The sequence below is a fragment of the Ruegeria sp. BG8 genome, assembly GCF_056538325.1.
In genome coordinates this window covers 83855-100793 of the sequence record NZ_JBQFSZ010000004.1, presented here as the reverse complement: position 1 = coordinate 100793, position 16939 = coordinate 83855, and the positions used below count along the sequence as shown (strand labels likewise).

The following is a 16939-nucleotide window of genomic DNA, read 5'->3' as shown; positions in this document are numbered from 1 at the left end:
GTCGCCTCATTCAGGACGAAAAGGCCGCACCGTTATGGTGCGGCCTGTTTGTTTTCGGCTTAGGATGTCAGGCCGAACTTATACAGCTGCGGCAGGTCCGCAATGTGCTTTTCGACGCCCACCATGTTGTCGCGGTGGTGGCGCATCGCTGTCCGCCAATAGGGCTGGATGGCGACGCCTTCGTCGATCATGATCGCCTGCAGTTTCGCCATCACTTCGCGGCGCATGTCGACATCCGCAAGTGAGTTTGCTTCGGCCAGCAGCTTGTCGAACTCTTCATTGGCAAAGCCGGTCTCGTTCCACGCAACGCCGGATTTGTAGGCCAGAGCCAGAACCTGTGTGCCCAGCGGGCGGTGGTTCCAGTTGGTCGACGAGAAGGCGTATTTCGTCCAGTCGTTCCAGAAGGTCGATCCGGGCAGAACCGTGTGCTTGGCCTTGATGCCTGCATCGTTGAGCTGAGCCACGACCGCCGCAGTGGTGTTCCGGCGCCAGTCGTCATCGATGGACTGAACTTCGTGCTCGTAGTCACCCATGCCCGCTTCGTCCATCAGCGCCTTCGCGCCCGCTGGATCATAAGGGATACGGGTCACGGCCGAGTCATACTCGGGGTGCATCGGGCCAACGTGGCAGTTCTCGGCTGGGATGCCGTATCCGGACATGCCGAGTTCCAGGCAGACCTCGTTGTCGACGGCCATGGCAAGCGCCTGACGGACGCGCTTGTCGCCATAGATCTTGTTGCCGTTTGCGTCTTCGGCCAGCTGGTTGGGACGAATGACGATGGTAAAGCCCGACGGAATTTCCGAGCGGACGAGGCCGATGCCGTCAAAGATGTCGACGAATTCGCCCACCGACTCCCAGTTCATGTCGATTTCTTCGGCTTCATAGGCCGCCAGGAACGCGGCTGGGTCTGTACCGTAGTCGATGAACTCGATCCGGTCGATATAGCCGCCTTTGCCGGCCTCATAGCCCCACCAGTCGTGGTCTTCATTACGGACAAGTACGCCTTTTACGCCCACTTCATGGCTTTCTGGCTTCATAAAGCCAGTGCCGATTGGGTTGGCCAGCATGTTGTTGGCGTCAAAGCTGCTGTGAACGATCGCGCCGGGATAGTCGGCCATGCCGGGGATAATCGTGATATCCGGTGCGCTGCACTTGAGTTTTACAGTATGCGAGTCGACGACAGTGATGGCGCCATCGGCGGCTTTCTGTGTGCTTTCGTCAACCAGAGAGGCCATCCGCGATGCCATCGAGTTGCCTTCCATCGAAGCATCACACCAACCTTCGATGTTGCGCGCCACGTCTTCGGCTGTGAAGTCATCACCGTTATTCCACTTAACGCCTTTGCGGACGTTCAGGGTGTATTCGGTGGCGTCATCATTCGCTTCCCAGCTTTCCAGCAGCATTGGCTTGAACGTACCGTCGTTGTTGTACTCAACAAGATACTCCAGCCAACCGGCGGTGTAGGTTGCGATTTGCGTCCAGTCATATGTGCGCGGGTCTTTCAGCGCGCGAACTTCCATTTGATAGCGGATCGTGCCACCGCGCTGCGGCTCTGCCGCTGCTGCCGGTGATTGCAAACCGATCATGCCATAGGCCGCCGGTACGGCTACACCCAGCGCGGTGACGCGTGCCAGGAATTCACGGCGGCTCAGATTGCCTTCCCGGTATTCCTTCGCGTGCATTTCCGCCGCCCAGTGCATCGGTGCTCCGGTCAATGTTTGGTTTTGCATTAATGTCTCTCCCTGTGACATAGATATTTTTTGATTGGATTACGGAACCGCTTTAAACCCTGTGGTGTTGGGCAGCAGGTTCGCAGGTTTTGGTTTTTTGGATACTCTTCATCCCCATGACCTCATTCCGCACCAGATTCCCGGTGAGGTCAATGTTCGAATTCGTCATTAAACGTACAAAAACGACATCGGGTCGCGTCCTTGACCGATTGTGTACCCGGTCGGTGCGCTATGGGCGGTGATTTGGTGCCATCTGAGGCAACAGATTCGAGCGCGCGAACGATTGCAAACCTGCGCAGGCAGATTTCAATCAACTATTTGTGGTATCACTTTGAGAAATCGATATGATTCCAGTTTTTCATACGTGCACGAAACCATGTGCGCTGTCGCTTGGCGAACTGTCTAGTGGAAATCGTTGCACGCTCACGCGCAGCGTCAAGCGTCAGGTCCCCATCCAGGTAGGCTATTAACTCGGGAACACCGATGGCTTTGAAGGCAGGAAGCGAAGGATCATAGAGCGCGCGCATAGCCTCGACCTCGGCCAGCGCGCCCGTCTCCAGCATTAGATCAAAGCGACGGGTCATCCTGTCCAAAAGCCATTGTTTATCCACGTCAAATACGATGGGTACAGTGTCCGCAAGGTCAAGTATCGGCGGTGGGGTACGGGCCTGCCAAGCGCGAAGCCCCAAGCCAGTGGACTGCAAGACTTCCCAAGCACGCTGAACCCGCGCACGGTTTTGTGTATCAATCGCGCTAAGCGTTTCGGCGTCTACGCCGCGGATCAGTGTCGGCAAATCCAACTGATCAGCTTCTGCTCTGACTTCCCGAGGGGTCGGCGGGATATCGACCATGCCTTCAGTCAAAGCAGAAAAATATAGACCCGTTCCACCGACAATAATGGGTCGTGGCCCGCCTTGCAGCAAAGGCTGCACGTCACGCAGCCAGTGACCGGTGGAATAGTCCTGATCATAGGTAACGTGGCCATAAAGTTGATGCGGCGCGCGGGCCTCTTCCTCGGCAGATGGGCGGGCCGAAATGACGCGCCAGCAGTCATAGACCTGACTTGCGTCGGCGTTGACGATTACGCCGCCATGGGTTTCAGCAATTTGCAGTGCCAGTGCGGATTTTCCCGAAGCTGTCGGCCCGGCAATCAGGACCGGTTTGTCGTCTGGTATGCAGGGCAGGCGGTCCCAAATCTGTTCTTCACTGGCATTGGTCATTCGGGAGTGCCTTGTTCCTTATGATCCGCATTGAACCCGCAGAGGTTTTGCTTCATTTTGCGCCGGAATTAAACCCGTGCCAGCCCGGAGCGCAACATGAGCCTTTCTCCTACAACCGACGCCGTTGAGACACCTAAAACCAAGTACAAACGTGTAATGCTGAAGATTTCCGGCGAGGCACTGATGGGTGATCAGGGGTTTGGCCTGCACCCGCCGACCGTTCAGCGCATCGCGCAAGAGGTAAAGTCGGTTCACGATCTTGGCGTTGAGATCTGTATGGTTATCGGTGGAGGCAACATTTTCCGTGGTCTGAGCGGATCGGCGCAGGGGATGGAGCGGACGACAGCAGACTACATGGGTATGTTGGCGACCGTTATGAATGCGCTGGGTATGCAGTCGGCCCTTGAAGAAGTTGGAGTATTTACGCGGGTTATCTCGGCCATTCGCATGGACGAAGTGTGCGAACCTTATATCCGCCGTCGGGCCGTCCGGCACCTTGAAAAGAAACGGGTCTGCATTTTTGCGGCGGGTACTGGTAACCCGTATTTCACGACAGACACAGCAGCGACTTTGCGAGCAAATGAAATGGCTTGCGAAGCGATCTTTATGGGTAAGAACGGCGTGGATGGGGTCTATGACAAGGACCCCAAGGAACACGCGGATGCGGTACGGTATGACACCGTTACATACGATGATGTTCTGGCCAAGCGGCTGCGGGTTATGGATGCCTCTGCGATCGCACTGGCGCGCGACAACAACCTGCCTCTGATCGTTTTCGGCTTGGATGAGCCGGGCGGTTTCCGCGGTATTCTGGCCGGCGAAGGTACCTACACAAAGGTACAAGGCTAATACCGCACCTGAGTTACTGAAAAGCCGGGCTTTGTGTCCGGCTTTTTCTTTCGTGAGTTGACCTCTGACCTGTGTCTGGGCAACGTGGCGCCGTTCTTGCACGCAGTAGGAACTGCCGACGCAATCACATCGGCTGGCTGGAAGACCTGCCATGATTTCCGAGGGGGACCGAAATCATGCCCCGGTCCCTCGTGGATAGGCTTGCATGACCAAGGAGGCACACGCCATGACCGCTCTGGATATCGAATTTGTCCGGTCTCAATTTCCAGCTTTTTCCGAGCCCAGTCTGCAGGGGCAGGCTTTCTTTGAAAACGCTGGTGGTTCATATACTTGTCAGCCGGTCTTGGATCGGCTCTTTCGGTTCTATACCCAACGAAAAGTGCAGCCGTACGCCCCGTATGAAACCAGCCGTGTGGCAGGCGCGGAAATGGACGAAGCCCGCACGCGTTTGGCTGCGATCCTTGGTGTTGACGATGACGAGCTAAGCTTTGGTCCGTCTACAACTCAGAACACATACGTGCTGGCCCAGGCGTTTCGCAGATGGATGCAGCCGGGTGAGGTGATTATTGTCACCAATCAGGATCATGAAGCGAATTCCGGCCCTTGGCGGCGTCTTGCTGAAGAAGGGATCGAAATACGAGAGTGGCAGATTGATCCGGAAACAGGTTCGTTGAACCTGCAAGACTTGGAAAACCTACTGGATGAAAGCGTCCGGCTGGTGTGTTTCCCGCATTGCTCGAATGTTATTGGGGAAATCAACCCTGTGACCGAGATTACGGCGCTTGCACATGCTGCTGGCGCTTTCGTGTGCGTTGATGGCGTATCTTACGCGCCGCACGGGCTGCCGAACGTCGGTGATCTTGGGCCAGATATCTACCTGTTTTCAGCCTATAAAACCTATGGGCCGCATCAGGGTTGTATGGTGATCCGACGCTCAATCGGAGAGCTGTTGCCCAACCAAGCCCACTATTTCAACGGAGGGACACTGCACAAACGGTTTACTCCTGCGGGCCCGGACCATGCTCAAATTGCGGCTTGCGCGGGGATGGCAGACTATGTCGATCTTTTGTGTAACCACCACGGCGGCCCCAAAACCGGTGCTACAGATCGCGGTGCATTTGTTCATGACCTGATGCGCGCGCAAGAGGTTACGTTGTTGCAGCCGCTTCTTGATGCCGTCAAGGATCGCAATGCGGTGCGTCTGATCGGTACGTCCGATGCAACTAAACGAGCCCCGACTGTCGCGATGGAGTTAAACAGAAACGCGGAAGATGTCGCCGAAGAATTGGCAGATCATGGAATTATGGCGGGGGGCGGTGACTTCTACGCTGTGCGGCCCTTGCAGGCGATGGGCGTGGATATGAACCAGGGTGTATTGCGCGTAAGCTTTACGCATTACACGTCGCAAAATGAAATCAATAAGTTATTAGGTGCACTTGACGCCGTTTTGTGATCCGCTGTTCGCTCTGCTTCGTATTGCGAAGAAAACATCGGTACCTGAATGGAAAAAGAGCAGCCACCAATCATTGTTTGGTTCCGACGGGATTTGCGCTTGTCGGACCACCCTGCTTTGGACGCGGCCGTTCGAACGGGCCGGCCGATCATTCCGGTTTTCATTCAAGACGAATTGGTCGACGCGTTAGGCGCGGCCCCAAAGTGGCGCTTGGGGCTGGGGCTGAGCGCGTTTGCGCAATCGTTGACCGAAATCAACAGCCGGCTGACCATTCGGTGTGGCGATGCGCTGGATGTCCTGTGGGATTTGCTGGAAAAGACCAAAGCCGATACCGTTTTTTGGTCGCGCAGCTATGACCCCGAATCCATCGCACGCGATACTCGAATAAAGTCGGCGCTTAAGGAAAAGGGCGTTGTGGCAAAGTCCTTTACGGGACACTTGTTGTTTGAACCTTGGGAAGTTGCCACAAAAACGGGTCAACCCTTTCGGGTCTTTACCCCAATGTGGAGGGCTGTGCAGGGTCGTGAAGTCCCAGCGCCAATCGAAGCACCCAGGGCCTTAAATGCCCCCAAAACCTGGCCCGATACCGAAAGCTTGAACGAACTTAACCTTTCCGCGGCCATGAACCGGGGTTCGACGGTGGTTTCGCGTCACGTGCGCCCGGGCGAGCAGGCCGCCTTGGACGTACTCCACAGTTTTTTGGACCGGATTAGCTCGTATCGCACTGATCGCGACAGGCTGGATGTCGATGGCACGTCGTGCCTGTCGGAATACCTTTCGCTCGGGGAAATCAGCCCTCGCACTGTTTGGTGCGCCGTTCAACGTGCTGCAATGAACGGTGCGTCCGGGACCGAGCCGTATTTGCGTCAGCTCGTTTGGCGTGAATTCGCATACCATTTGATGTTTCATACGCCGCACTTGCTTACAAGTAATTGGCGGCCAGAGTGGGACGGGTTCCCTTGGTCGACTGATGAGGATCATCCGAATGTCGCGGCATGGAAACGCGCGCAGACAGGTATCCCAATCGTAGATGCAGGCTTGCGTGAAATGTACGTTACCGGGCGAATGCACAATCGCGTGCGTATGATTGTAGCCAGTTACCTGACGAAGCATCTTATGACGCATTGGTCCGTAGGAATGAACTGGTTTGAAGAGTGTTTGGTCGACTGGGATCCAGCTTCGAATGCAATGGGGTGGCAATGGGTTGCTGGGTCTGGTCCAGATGCATCCCCGTTTTTTCGAGTCTTCAATCCGAACACACAACAAGAAAAGTTCGATCCCTTGTCCAAGTATGTACGGCGTTGGGTCGCCGAAGGGCAGAAGGATCCTCCGGTGACTGCGTTGTCGTATTTTGAGGCAGTGCCGCGTTCATGGGGGCTTAGTCCCCAAGCTGCGTACCCAAGCCCTGTTGTTGACCTAGCTTCAGGGCGGGCGCTTGCGTTGGCCGCATATGAGCGCCACAAAAACCGTTAAGGAACTGAAAACTTGCCACAAACACAAACTCAGCCTAGCCTGAAACAACAACCGCACAGGGGAGAGCGGATGATCCTTACGACGACAGATGGTCAGAAAGACTTGCCACGGTATTTTACGCAAGTGCGGAAGATGCTGGATAAAATGGAATCCGGACGGCTGGACATAGCCTTGCCTGATGGGCGCATTTTCCGATCGGAAGGTCCAAAACCGGGACCGGTCGCCCGCGTTGATATCCATAACCCGGATGTTTTTGCCCGATTGGTCCGTGAAGGCGAGCTAGGCTTTTCAGATGCCTATCTGGAGGGTGATTGGAGCACGCCTGACCTTCGTTCTTTTATGGATCTGGTGCATCTTGGCACAGAGACTGTGTATGACGACTTTACTGGCAAGTTCCTCGTCCAAGCGTATGAACGGCTTCGGTTCTGGCTGAATGGAAATAGTCGTAAGCAGGCTAAGAAGAACATCTCGTATCATTATGATTTGGGTAATGAATTTTACGGCCTATGGCTTGATGACACGATGACATATTCCAGCGCGTTGTTCGAAACCGGACAGGAAAGCCTGGAAAAAGCACAGACAGCCAAATACGCCAGTCTCGTGGATGAAATGGGCGCGAAGCCCGGTGACCATATCCTTGAAATCGGTTGTGGCTGGGGTGGGTTTGCCGAATATGCTGCGAAAGAGCGTGGCCTAAGGGTCACAGGTTTGACAATCAGCCAAGAACAGTTGAAGTACGCTCAGGAACGTATTGATAAAGCTGGTCTTTCGGACATGGTCGAGTTTAAGCTTCAAGATTATCGGGACGAGCGCGGCCAGTATGACGGAATTGCCTCGATCGAAATGTTTGAAGCCGTTGGTCAGAAATACTGGCCAGTGTATTTCGAAACAGTACGGGACCGGTTGAAACCCGGGGCACAGGCTACTCTGCAGATCATCACTGTCGCGGATCACAGGTGGGATGTGTACCGTAACGGCGTTGATTTCATTCAGAAATATATCTTCCCCGGCGGTATGCTTCCTGCGCCTTCCGTGCTGAAGGAGCAGGTGGAGAAAAGCGGTTTGAACGTTGTGACGTCCAAGGAATTTGGCAAAAGTTATGACCTGACGCTGCGCCGTTGGTATGAAACGTTCAACGACAAATGGGACGTTATTTCGGAATTGGGATTTGATGAGCGTTTCCGCCGCATGTGGAATTATTATTTGACCGCCTGCGGCGCAGCCTTTGACACCGGTAATTGCGATGTGACACAGATTACTGTAGCGAAACCAACGTAATGAACGGACCCACCCCATGCCCACCGCCTCGCGACTCGTAGCCGCCATATGCCTGATGGTTGTGGCGTTTATAGTGTCGAGCATGGTGATCCAGAACGGAGAAGAGGGCAAAGACTACGGGTACTTCACCTACGTCAACATGATCTTGGGCCTCGCATGCGGCTGGAAGATCATGGGAAAACGGGCAGGCCGCGGGTGGACATCTGCCGTTAATAACGGCCTGACCGGGATGTTGTCTTTGGTTTTCTGGGGACTTTTCGTGCAAGGTTGCTATGAGATGTTCCGCCTGGCAATGCGTCACCGCTACGATGGCCCCTTCGAGGCGCTTTTGGGGATATTGCAAATCGGTCTTGAGTTTGGACAGCAATTGCTGACGCCTGACATTTTATGGACGCTCGCCATTGGTGCACTGGTTGCGGGTCTCGCAACTGAAGAAGCCAGCCGTCGCTGGCGGTAGCACGTGTTGTTTCGAAAGTTGTGTTAGTGTCAGATTTGTTTTTCTACGGAACGCTCCGCCATATTCCACTGCTTGAGTTGGTACTGGGCCGCCCGGTTTCCGTTGCGGAAATGTCCGAAGCATTTCTAGCGGACCACGCGGTATACGCGGTGAGAGATGAAGCGTTCCCCATGATCGTTGCCGAAGAAAACGGCCGCGCACAGGGCATACTGCTAGAGGGTCTAAGCGGGGAAGACTTGCGGCGGTTAAGCTTTTACGAGGCAGGCTTTGAATATGATGTCACTCCTTTCGCTGTCGAGCGGGCAGACGGCGTGCGTGTAAAAGCCAATGTTTTCTTTCCCGAACCCGGGCTGTGGGAACCCGAAGAACCTTGGTCACTTCAGGATTGGGTGGACGAGTGGGGCGAAATGTGCCTGGCAGCCGCGCAAGAAGTGATGGGTTATTTTGGCAAGATCGATGGAAAGAAAATCGCGCGTAGTTTTCCCGCGATTGAAACCCGTGCTTGGGCGAAGATTGCCGCTCGAAAACGATTGACCGGCGATCCGCGAAACATCAGCAAAGATGTGATCCTGCACGATCGGTCTCATGAGTGCGTTGACTACTTTGGCATGGAAGCGATTGATTTCCAGCACCGGCAGTATGACGGCTCTATGGGCCCCGTCATGCATCGCAGCAGCTTAATGCAGGGCAGCGCTGTGGTTGTTCTTCCCTATGATCCGATCCGCGACGCCGTTCTTTTGGTTGAGCAGTTCCGGGCCCCAGTTTTTATGGCTGACGATCCCGAACCTTGGATGTGGGAACCTGTCGCTGGAATGATTGATCCCGGGGAAACTCCTAAGCAAGCGGCCCGTCGGGAAACGCTTGAAGAGGCTCAAGTCAATTTGCTTGCGTTGGAAAGTGCTGGTTCGGCGTATCCATCCAGTGGTTCGTCTACAGAATTTCTGTACCTATATGTTGGTTTGGCAGATCTAAACCGGACAATTGACAATGGTGGTCTGGCCTCTGAGGGTGAGAATATTCGCACTCAAATCCTGCCGTTTGTCGACTTTATGGACCAAGTGGATTCACACGGTTTCAAGGACTTACCCCTGCTTGCGTTGGCTCAGTGGTTGGGGCGCCATCGGAACCGTCTGCGCGCGTAAAGATCGCCGCTTGTGGTTGACGCACGGCATCTATAAATCTTCGTTGATACCTAAAGAAATGAGGGCGCCATGCGCATTGCACGAGACCTTGCCGACGCAGTCGGGAAAACGCCGCTGATCCGGTTGAAACGTATTAGTGAGGAAACCGGATGCGAGATTCTCGGTAAGGCCGAGTTCATGAACCCCGGTCAATCGGTTAAGGACCGCGCGGCGCTTTATATCATCCGTGACGCCATCGCGCGCGGCGATCTTAAACCGGGCGGAACGATTGTCGAAGGTACGGCTGGCAACACCGGTATCGGACTTGCGCTGGTTGGGGCCTCGATGGGCTTTAAGACAGTGATCGTTATCCCGGAAACGCAGTCGGAAGAAAAGAAGGACATGCTCCGCCTGGCTGGCGCGCAGCTTGTTCAGGTTCCAGCAGCTCCGTACCGCAACCCCAATAACTTTGTGCATTACTCGCGTCGGCTGGCCGAGGAACTGGCGCAAACGGAACCCAACGGTGCGATCTGGGCAAATCAGTTTGACAATGTCGCCAACCGTCAAGCGCATGTTGAGACGACGGGCCCCGAGATTTGGGAACAGACCGATGGTAAGGTTGACGGCTTTGTCTGCGCCGTCGGTTCGGGCGGAACACTGGCTGGGGTCGCGGATGCGTTACAGCCCAAAGGTGTGAAAATCGGTCTGGTCGATCCAATGGGCGCGGGGCTGTACTCGTATTACACTACCGGTGAAATCGCGATGGAAGGCAGCTCGATCGCGGAAGGAATCGGTCAGGTCCGCATCACCAAGAACCTCGAAGGGTTCAAACCGGACTTTTCCTACCAGATGTCAGACAACGAAGCGCTGCCATACATCTTTGATCTGCTACGCGAGGAAGGTCTGGTCATGGGTGGGTCGACCGCGATCAACATGGCAGGCGCGGTGCGTCTGGCCAAGGATTTGGGGCCGGGCCATACGATTGTGACGATCCTCTGTGATTACGGAACGCGTTATCAGTCGAAATTGTTCAATCCAGAATTCCTGCGCGAGAAAGAGCTGCCGGTGCCGGATTGGATGACAGAAGCGCCTCGTGGTATTCCCGGCGTTTTTGAGGACGTGTGATGCTGCAGCAGGTTCGCCTGTTCCTAGCACTGTTAACGCTGTGTCTTGCAGTCCTGGGCGGTCCTGCAGCCGCTCAGTTAAGCGACAGGCAAAGTGAGTATTACCAGGGCTGGATCAAGACGGCGGATCGTGCCGAAGCGGTTATCGAGGCTAATCGTGCGTCAAACGCGTCTTTAGAAAACCTGCGAGCCGAAATCCACCAATACCGCGACGATTTTAATCGGGCGCGAGGGGCGAATACTGAACGTATTCAAACGCTTGAAGCGCAAATTCAAACCCTTGGGCCCAAGCCCGAAGGCGATGCGACCGAACCGGCAGATATTGCAACCCTGCGTGCGCATCTTGAAGAGCAACTGAATACGCTTCAGGTTCCGCAGATTATTTCCGAAGAAGCGTTCAGTCGCGCCAACGGCCTAATCACTGAGATTGATCAGCTTCTACGCAACCGCCAGACCAAAGAGCTGTTGGAGCGTGGCCCTTCGCCGGTTAATCCAACCTTTTGGCACCCTGCCTGGATTGATGTGACCGAGGCTGCGCGATCACTTTTCAATGAAGCGCGCCGCAACTTTCAGACCGACGTCGTAAGAGAGCGACTGCGGGACCGTGGGCTGGGCATCTTTCTTTTAGTCGTCGTCGCCGGGGTTTTACTTGTCTATGGGCGGCGCTGGTCCGAACTGGCGGGCGAATACCTACGTCAATGGGGCGGGCAAGGTAGCGGTGTCTGGACGTTCCTGACCTCATTGCTGCGGATTGTCCTTCCTTGGGTCGGCGTTTGGCTGCTTGTAGAGGCGGTGGTTTTGACGGGGGTTCTGGGCCTTCGCGGTACGCTCCTGATGGATAACGTGCCGTATTGGGCGGCCATATTGTTGTACTTCGACTGGATTGGTCGGCAAGTCTATGTTTTGCAAAAGGCGCAGGGGTTCAAACGCCTCACGGCGAAACGTGTGGCCGAACTGCGTGTCTATCTGGATGTACTGGCGATCCTGCTGATCCTGCACGAACTGGTCAACCTGTTCGAGCAAATCGAGAATATCTCAGACGCGACGCGCGCAGTTGTTGGCTTTCCAATCACGATTGCCACTGCATTGGTTTTGCTGCGGGTCCGTTTGGTGCGCAGTACAGAAGTTCCTGTGCAGGAAGAGGATCCGTCGGCTACAGTTCGGGGGGCAGGGCTTAGCCAGTTGGTCGAATTCCTGCGTCGTGCGCTGTTCTTTTTGGGGATCGCCAGCCCAATTCTGGCGCTTATCGGGTATACAAACGCGGCCGAGGCCATCGTTTATCCAGCGGTCAAGACGCTGGTCCTGATTGCAGCATTGGTGATCGTCCAGCGGTTTTTGACATCGGTCTATGGCTGGATCACAGGGCAGGGTGAGGCCGCCAAGGATTCGCTTTTCGCCGTCTTGATCGGCTTTGGCATGGCCATCCTCGCGCTCCCTATTCTGGCTTTGTACTGGGGCGCGCGCCAGACTGATTTGCTTGAGGCATGGTCACGTCTGCTGCTTGGGTTTGATATCGGTGGCGTAACGATCTCACCCAGTAATTTCTTTACGTTCCTCGTCATATTTGCCATCGGCTACGGTTTGACCCGCATGCTCCAAAGCGGGTTGCGTACCTCGTTGCTACCCAAGACCAAGATTGACCCCGGTGGGCAGAACGCGATTGTTGCCGGCACGGGTTATGTCGGGATTTTTCTTGCCGCGTTGTCGGCGATCATGGTGGCCGGGTTTGATCTGTCGTCGTTGGCGATTGTTGCCGGTGCTTTGTCGGTTGGTATCGGTTTCGGCCTGCAGACCATTGTTTCGAATTTCGTGTCCGGAATCATCTTGCTGGTCGAACGTCCGATCTCGAAGGGGGATTGGATCGACGTCAACGGGATGATGGGCTATGTGGCCGATATCTCGGTTCGCTCGACGCGTATTGAAACATTCGACCGTTCTGACGTTATCGTTCCCAACTCTGATCTGATCAGCGGGGTTGTGACAAACTACACCCGCGGAAACACAATTGGCAGGGTCATCGTTCCGGTCGGCGTGGCCTACGGCACTGATACGCGACGGATCGAAAAGATCCTGGGCGAGATCGCGAATGCCCACCCCATGGTTTTGGCGCATCCGGCACCAAGCGTGGTGTTTCAGGGCTTTGGCGCAGACTCGCTGGATTTTGAAATCCGCGCAATTTTGCGAGATGTGAATTGGGTCCTGTCTGTAAAGTCGGACATGAATCACGAAATCAACCGCAGATTCCTTGAGGAAGGGATCGAAATCCCGTTCGCACAACGCGATGTCTGGTTGCGCAATCCCGAAACGCTGCGCGACTCAGGCCCTGCTGTTAAGCCAGAGACCGGGACATCAGGCGCTGCAACTGTCTCAACAAAGCCTGCTCGGATGACCGAGACAGACTTGTCAGACGGGGACGGCGACGAAGTTTAAGCCGTTTGTTCGGCAGGATCGGAATCGGTTGAATTTTCGCGATATTCGGGACTTGCAAATCCCCAAGCGATAGTCCAAATATCGCCCGCACGGAGAGGTGGCCGAGTGGTCGAAGGCGCACGCCTGGAAAGTGTGTAGGCGGGAAACCGTCTCCAGGGTTCGAATCCCTGTCTCTCCGCCACTTTATCATGTAAGTGTTTGAATTTAATTACTTTAATAGCGTGGTGATATTGATATCCCCCAATTTCTCCCTCTGGCGATGAGAATTGTCGGAAGACTTTCGTTGCTAGAAATGTTGGAGAAGGAAAGGCTGAATCGTGACCGCCAGGAATGATGCATCCAGCATTACCCGGTGGAATAACGAAATTTAAGTGAGAACCGTTGATTAGAAATCCATGAATAGCGGCAACGAGGAACGCGCTCATGTGTGTAGTGCCGCTCTCTCTTGCGAAATTGCGTCAACCTCGACCACCGGAGCGGTCTCGGCGCTCTAGCACAAGAACCTCGTTGCCATTGTCTCGCTACCCTGAAAAGTACACCGGTGGCAACCTTCGCTTTACAATCTCAAAGCCCGCGCCACCGTTTGTCCAGTTTGTGTGGCGAAAACACTCGGCCAATTCGTCGAAAGCTAGCTTGCTCAATCCCTTGATTCCGATTTTTGAACAAACGATGTCCCATCTTACGTCCCTGTCTATCGCAGGGCATGAGAGGAAATCGCAGAAAATTAGATAGTTCTCGCAGCTCATCCTTATTTCAAACTCTGGCGCGAGAATTCTATTTTTCATACGCTCTACAAAGGCAGCCTTAGTATCGGGGTTTATTTCCGAGCAAGAGTTGAGGATGTGTAGAGCACATAGAACTGAAAAATAGCACTGGTGCTTCCCAATCAGGACATTTTGCAGAACTCTGTCGCAACTTTTCTGGCTAACAAAAACGTCTGGGTCAACGATCAATCCCAGAATGAAGACGTTAAGAATCTCGAGTGGAAAGTCACTGTTTCGTTCATCGTAGTTAGACGCGATTAGCTCGCTCAACTCATAAACTAAGTACCCATGAGTAGCCTTCCGGTCAGATTCTGGAAACTTGTCCATCATCGAAACAACGCTCTTGATCAGAAGAGAGGCGCGTATCAGGGGCGGCACGCGGAAATCCAATGCAAGCAAATAGAAGAGCACTCTAACAACAACCTTCACGCGGCTTAGAAAGTCCTCTCTTTGCTCCGGGACTAGGTCATCAAGCGTTAAGGGCTTCAGTTCTTCGATGATTTGGCCAAGTGTTCGGAAAACTTCCGACATTGAGCTGGCCAGTAGCTTTCTTTCTGTACCACCAATGTGTCGGAGCGCATCGAGCGATGCTCGTGCGCCACTTCTCAGGTTTCGCGCTGCCTGACCATCATCAACGTCCGGGTGCGAAAGTAGGCCCAGTAGGGTATTTTTCAGGTCGGTGCATACCCTTGCTACTTCAAACTTCACGCGAGAAATGCCGGTTACGAAAGGTCTTTCGATTGTCTCAGATTTCTCCGTATTCAAAAACAGTTTGTAGTTTTCGAGTAGCTGGGCAAGCGAAGCTTCGATCCTATCGAGCTTTTCAGTTTCGTTTGCAAAGATATGAAAGTCATCGACGTATCTTCTGATTGTATAGTGTCTGTCGGCTACGTATCCGAACCGGTCTTCTAAAAAATGTTCAAGCTCAACATCAATTCTCTGTAGAATGATCTCGGCAAATATCCGAGACACTTCTGGCCCAACCAGTATTCCTGCCGTTTCATTGTAATTTGCGTGCTGCATTAAAGTGTCGAACTGCTGCTCGAACGAAAACTTTTGGCTGTACTGTTTGGAAAAATCTTTTTCTTTCAAAGCCCAACTAATGGAGTGTGTATAGATGTTAAAAAAGCAACGAGAGACGTCAAGCATTCTAAGTTTTGAATATCTTGCCTCTAGACGCACAATTTCGTTTGAAGAAAAAAATCGGTCCAACAAAAGGTACTTTCGGTACCCAAAAAATGAAGCGGAATATGGAGTTTTTATATCTTTACCGGGTTTTTCCTCCGGTAGAGCCATCGACCATCGCTTTCGTACGTCCTTGCTGCTTCCCTTAGAATAGATGCGAAGGGCTTCAGACGGATATCGGATCGAGAATGTACTTTTTGAGCAAGACTGTATGAAAGTTTGCTCAAAATTGGAATAAAACTCAGCCATTCTCAGTTGTACCGTGGGATGAATTAGGCCCAGAGTGTTTTTGCTGCGATGGGATCTATTAATCTTATACAAATATGGTTTGGTGTAGTCGCTGTTAGACCATCTAAGGGCATTCAAATATTTTTGCTGGATTTCGGACAATTCATCCTTTTTGAGTTCAGACAGAAAAAGATTCTCGTTTGTAAACCCAAAAGGTAGCTCGAATGGTAAAGTCTCGGTTAGAACCGCCCTGAGTTCGCTCATCCGCTGGTCTAGTTCATTCATCGCCCCAAACCCTATACATTGCTTTCATGCGCGCGCGAGAGAAACGACGCACTATCTGTTTCTTGTAACCTCTGGCAAAGGATATTCTGTTGAGCCTAAGCTTGTAGGCTTCAGACAAAGAGGCGATATCTTTTGAGAATTCACTGTTAGGCCCAAACAGTAGAGCTTTCAAAAATCCATCAAGTGCTACAAGTTCAAATGCGTGATGTTCAGTCTTTTGCTTTCCTTTCTTTGAGGGAGCATAGAAACCGCACTTTGGATAGTTGTAGTAAATCCCTGTGCGAACCTTTTGCCGAGTTGAACCGCGCGAGTGTTTAGTTTTGTAGACTGAATGGTTGGAACTTAGATAAACCAACCGGTCTACCAAAAGATCGGAATCTTTGTTCTTTTGGAACGCTTTTAGCGCAAGAATTACTCTGGTTCGACGCTTCGTGAGTTTTTTACTCGAAACGGAAACCGAAAACTCGCGACTCCTAAAGGACTGGGTGTGGTTACTTGCTTCTATAGAGTAACCTAGAAAGTCAAAAACTTCACTTGTTGGCGCTCCTAGTTTTGGCGGTTTTTCTGCCTGCACATATACTTCAAGAGTTTTTTCATTGAATTCCAAACCATGTGGCAACAACTTTTGCAGGTTATCCCTCAGGTTTAAGTTTGGAACAGAGAAGATGATAATATCGTCAGCAAATCTAAAGTACCGATGCACCCCTGAGATTTTTCGAACAGTTTTGTCGAACTCCCGCAAGGATAGTTCAGCTAGCACGGTACTCAACGCCAGGCCACGGGGAACAGAGTTCTGTGATACTCCTCCCCCGTGAGGATCAAAAATCCAATTGACCACGTTTCTTAAGCTGGCGTCTGTTCTAGTATCAGAAACTATGCTGCTCAATAGCGGGCGTGCGTCTGTACTTTCATAGAAAGATCGGATGTCGCACCTGGTGACGGTGTAGGGACTGCCCTCACTCACTGCTTCTAGAATACCCGATGTTATCGCGTCTCGGTTAGGAAGCCTGAGGTCATATTGTTGAGCAAGGCGACGGTAGGTTGCACGCAGAATCAAGTCAGTTTCAATATCACCGGCAAAGTAATGAACAACGCCAGATTTACTTGTCTTTGATTGTAAGGTTAGTATCGGTGGCACAGCGGACGCGTTGTGTGCCGCAGTCACCGAGATAGCTTGAAGATCATTATCTAAGTCGACTTTCCAACGGCTAGAATCGCCAACACGAAAACAACCTTTAAGTGCGTCTTCAGAATACGGCGAGGGAATCAATAGTACTTCTCATCGTGTTAATGGACTTACTTTTACATGCTTTCACTATGGTATTTACACGACATCGTGAAG

At 53.0% G+C, this 16939-nt stretch carries 12 protein-coding genes and 1 tRNA gene; 9 read left to right on the top strand and 4 right to left on the bottom strand.

Going from position 1 to position 16939, the window contains the following annotated elements; genetic code table 11:
* Positions 1-59 precede the first annotated feature (59 nt).
* Positions 60-1730 carry an ABC transporter substrate-binding protein gene (locus tag ACR0DG_RS10070; RefSeq protein ID WP_480697444.1) on the bottom strand — a complete coding sequence of 557 codons (1671 nt, stop codon included), beginning with the start codon at positions 1728-1730 and terminating at the stop codon, positions 60-62.
* Positions 1731-2056: 326 nt separating this feature from the next.
* The gene (gene miaA / locus ACR0DG_RS10065) at positions 2057-2950 is read right to left on the bottom strand and encodes a tRNA (adenosine(37)-N6)-dimethylallyltransferase MiaA (protein WP_480697442.1); all 894 of its coding nucleotides are present in this window, start codon (positions 2948-2950) and stop codon (positions 2057-2059) included.
* 96 nt (positions 2951-3046) lie between these two features.
* Here miaA and pyrH point away from each other — a divergent pair, with 96 nt between their 5' ends.
* The 9 genes from pyrH to ACR0DG_RS10020 all read left to right on the top strand — a co-directional run bounded on the left by pyrH (position 3047) and on the right by ACR0DG_RS10020 (position 13316).
* Positions 3047-3799, top strand: coding sequence for a UMP kinase (pyrH, locus tag ACR0DG_RS10060; RefSeq protein ID WP_480697440.1), 753 nt, complete (start codon positions 3047-3049; stop codon positions 3797-3799).
* 226 nt (positions 3800-4025) lie between these two features.
* A complete protein-coding gene (locus tag ACR0DG_RS10055) occupies positions 4026-5252 on the top strand; it encodes an aminotransferase class V-fold PLP-dependent enzyme (RefSeq protein WP_480697894.1) in 1227 nt (408 codons plus the stop codon).
* Positions 5253-5300: 48 nt separating this feature from the next.
* Positions 5301-6725, top strand: a complete 1425-nt coding sequence (locus ACR0DG_RS10050; RefSeq protein WP_480707136.1) for a cryptochrome/photolyase family protein — start codon at positions 5301-5303, stop codon at positions 6723-6725.
* Between the two features lie 69 nt (positions 6726-6794).
* Positions 6795-8003, top strand: coding sequence for a class I SAM-dependent methyltransferase (locus ACR0DG_RS10045; protein ID WP_480697436.1), 1209 nt, complete (start codon positions 6795-6797; stop codon positions 8001-8003).
* A gap of 16 nt (positions 8004-8019) precedes the next feature.
* The gene (locus ACR0DG_RS10040; RefSeq protein WP_480697434.1) at positions 8020-8460 is read left to right on the top strand and encodes a TrgA family protein; all 441 of its coding nucleotides are present in this window, start codon (positions 8020-8022) and stop codon (positions 8458-8460) included.
* Positions 8461-8486: 26 nt separating this feature from the next.
* Positions 8487-9602 (top strand): NUDIX domain-containing protein, encoded by a 1116-nt coding sequence (locus ACR0DG_RS10035; protein ID WP_480697432.1) that lies wholly within the window; start codon positions 8487-8489, stop codon positions 9600-9602.
* A gap of 69 nt (positions 9603-9671) precedes the next feature.
* Entirely contained in the window at positions 9672-10706 is a 1035-nt protein-coding gene (locus ACR0DG_RS10030; protein WP_480697430.1) for a cysteine synthase A, read from the top strand.
* Complete coding sequence (locus ACR0DG_RS10025) at positions 10706-13135, top strand: DUF3772 domain-containing protein (RefSeq protein ID WP_480697428.1); 2430 nt, start codon at positions 10706-10708, stop codon at positions 13133-13135. The genes ACR0DG_RS10030 and ACR0DG_RS10025 overlap by 1 nt, the downstream gene beginning before the upstream one ends.
* Before the next feature lie 91 nt (positions 13136-13226).
* Positions 13227-13316: transfer RNA gene (locus tag ACR0DG_RS10020), tRNA-Ser, on the top strand.
* Positions 13317-13656: 340 nt separating this feature from the next.
* Here ACR0DG_RS10020 and drt3b read toward each other — a convergent pair.
* Complete coding sequence (gene drt3b, locus ACR0DG_RS10015) at positions 13657-15597, bottom strand: antiviral reverse transcriptase Drt3b (RefSeq protein WP_480697427.1); 1941 nt, start codon at positions 15595-15597, stop codon at positions 13657-13659.
* Positions 15590-16867: an antiviral reverse transcriptase Drt3a gene (gene drt3a, locus ACR0DG_RS10010; protein WP_480697425.1), complete on the bottom strand. Its 1278-nt coding sequence runs from the start codon at positions 16865-16867 to the stop codon at positions 15590-15592. Before drt3a ends, drt3b begins: the two co-directional genes overlap by 8 nt.
* Positions 16868-16939: the final 72 nt, after the last annotated feature.

Coding starts and splice junctions, on each gene's coding strand:
- ACR0DG_RS10070 (WP_480697444.1), bottom strand. CDS start 1,730: ATGCAAAACCAAACATTGACCGGAGCACCGATGCACTGGGCGGCGGAA.
- ACR0DG_RS10055 (WP_480697894.1), top strand. CDS start 4,026: ATGACCGCTCTGGATATCGAATTTGTCCGGTCTCAATTTCCAGCTTTT.
- miaA (WP_480697442.1), bottom strand. CDS start 2,950: ATGACCAATGCCAGTGAAGAACAGATTTGGGACCGCCTGCCCTGCATA.
- ACR0DG_RS10045 (WP_480697436.1), top strand. CDS start 6,795: ATGATCCTTACGACGACAGATGGTCAGAAAGACTTGCCACGGTATTTT.
- ACR0DG_RS10025 (WP_480697428.1), top strand. CDS start 10,706: ATGCTGCAGCAGGTTCGCCTGTTCCTAGCACTGTTAACGCTGTGTCTT.
- ACR0DG_RS10040 (WP_480697434.1), top strand. CDS start 8,020: ATGCCCACCGCCTCGCGACTCGTAGCCGCCATATGCCTGATGGTTGTG.
- ACR0DG_RS10030 (WP_480697430.1), top strand. CDS start 9,672: ATGCGCATTGCACGAGACCTTGCCGACGCAGTCGGGAAAACGCCGCTG.
- drt3b (WP_480697427.1), bottom strand. CDS start 15,597: ATGAATGAACTAGACCAGCGGATGAGCGAACTCAGGGCGGTTCTAACC.
- ACR0DG_RS10050 (WP_480707136.1), top strand. CDS start 5,301: ATGGAAAAAGAGCAGCCACCAATCATTGTTTGGTTCCGACGGGATTTG.
- pyrH (WP_480697440.1), top strand. CDS start 3,047: ATGAGCCTTTCTCCTACAACCGACGCCGTTGAGACACCTAAAACCAAG.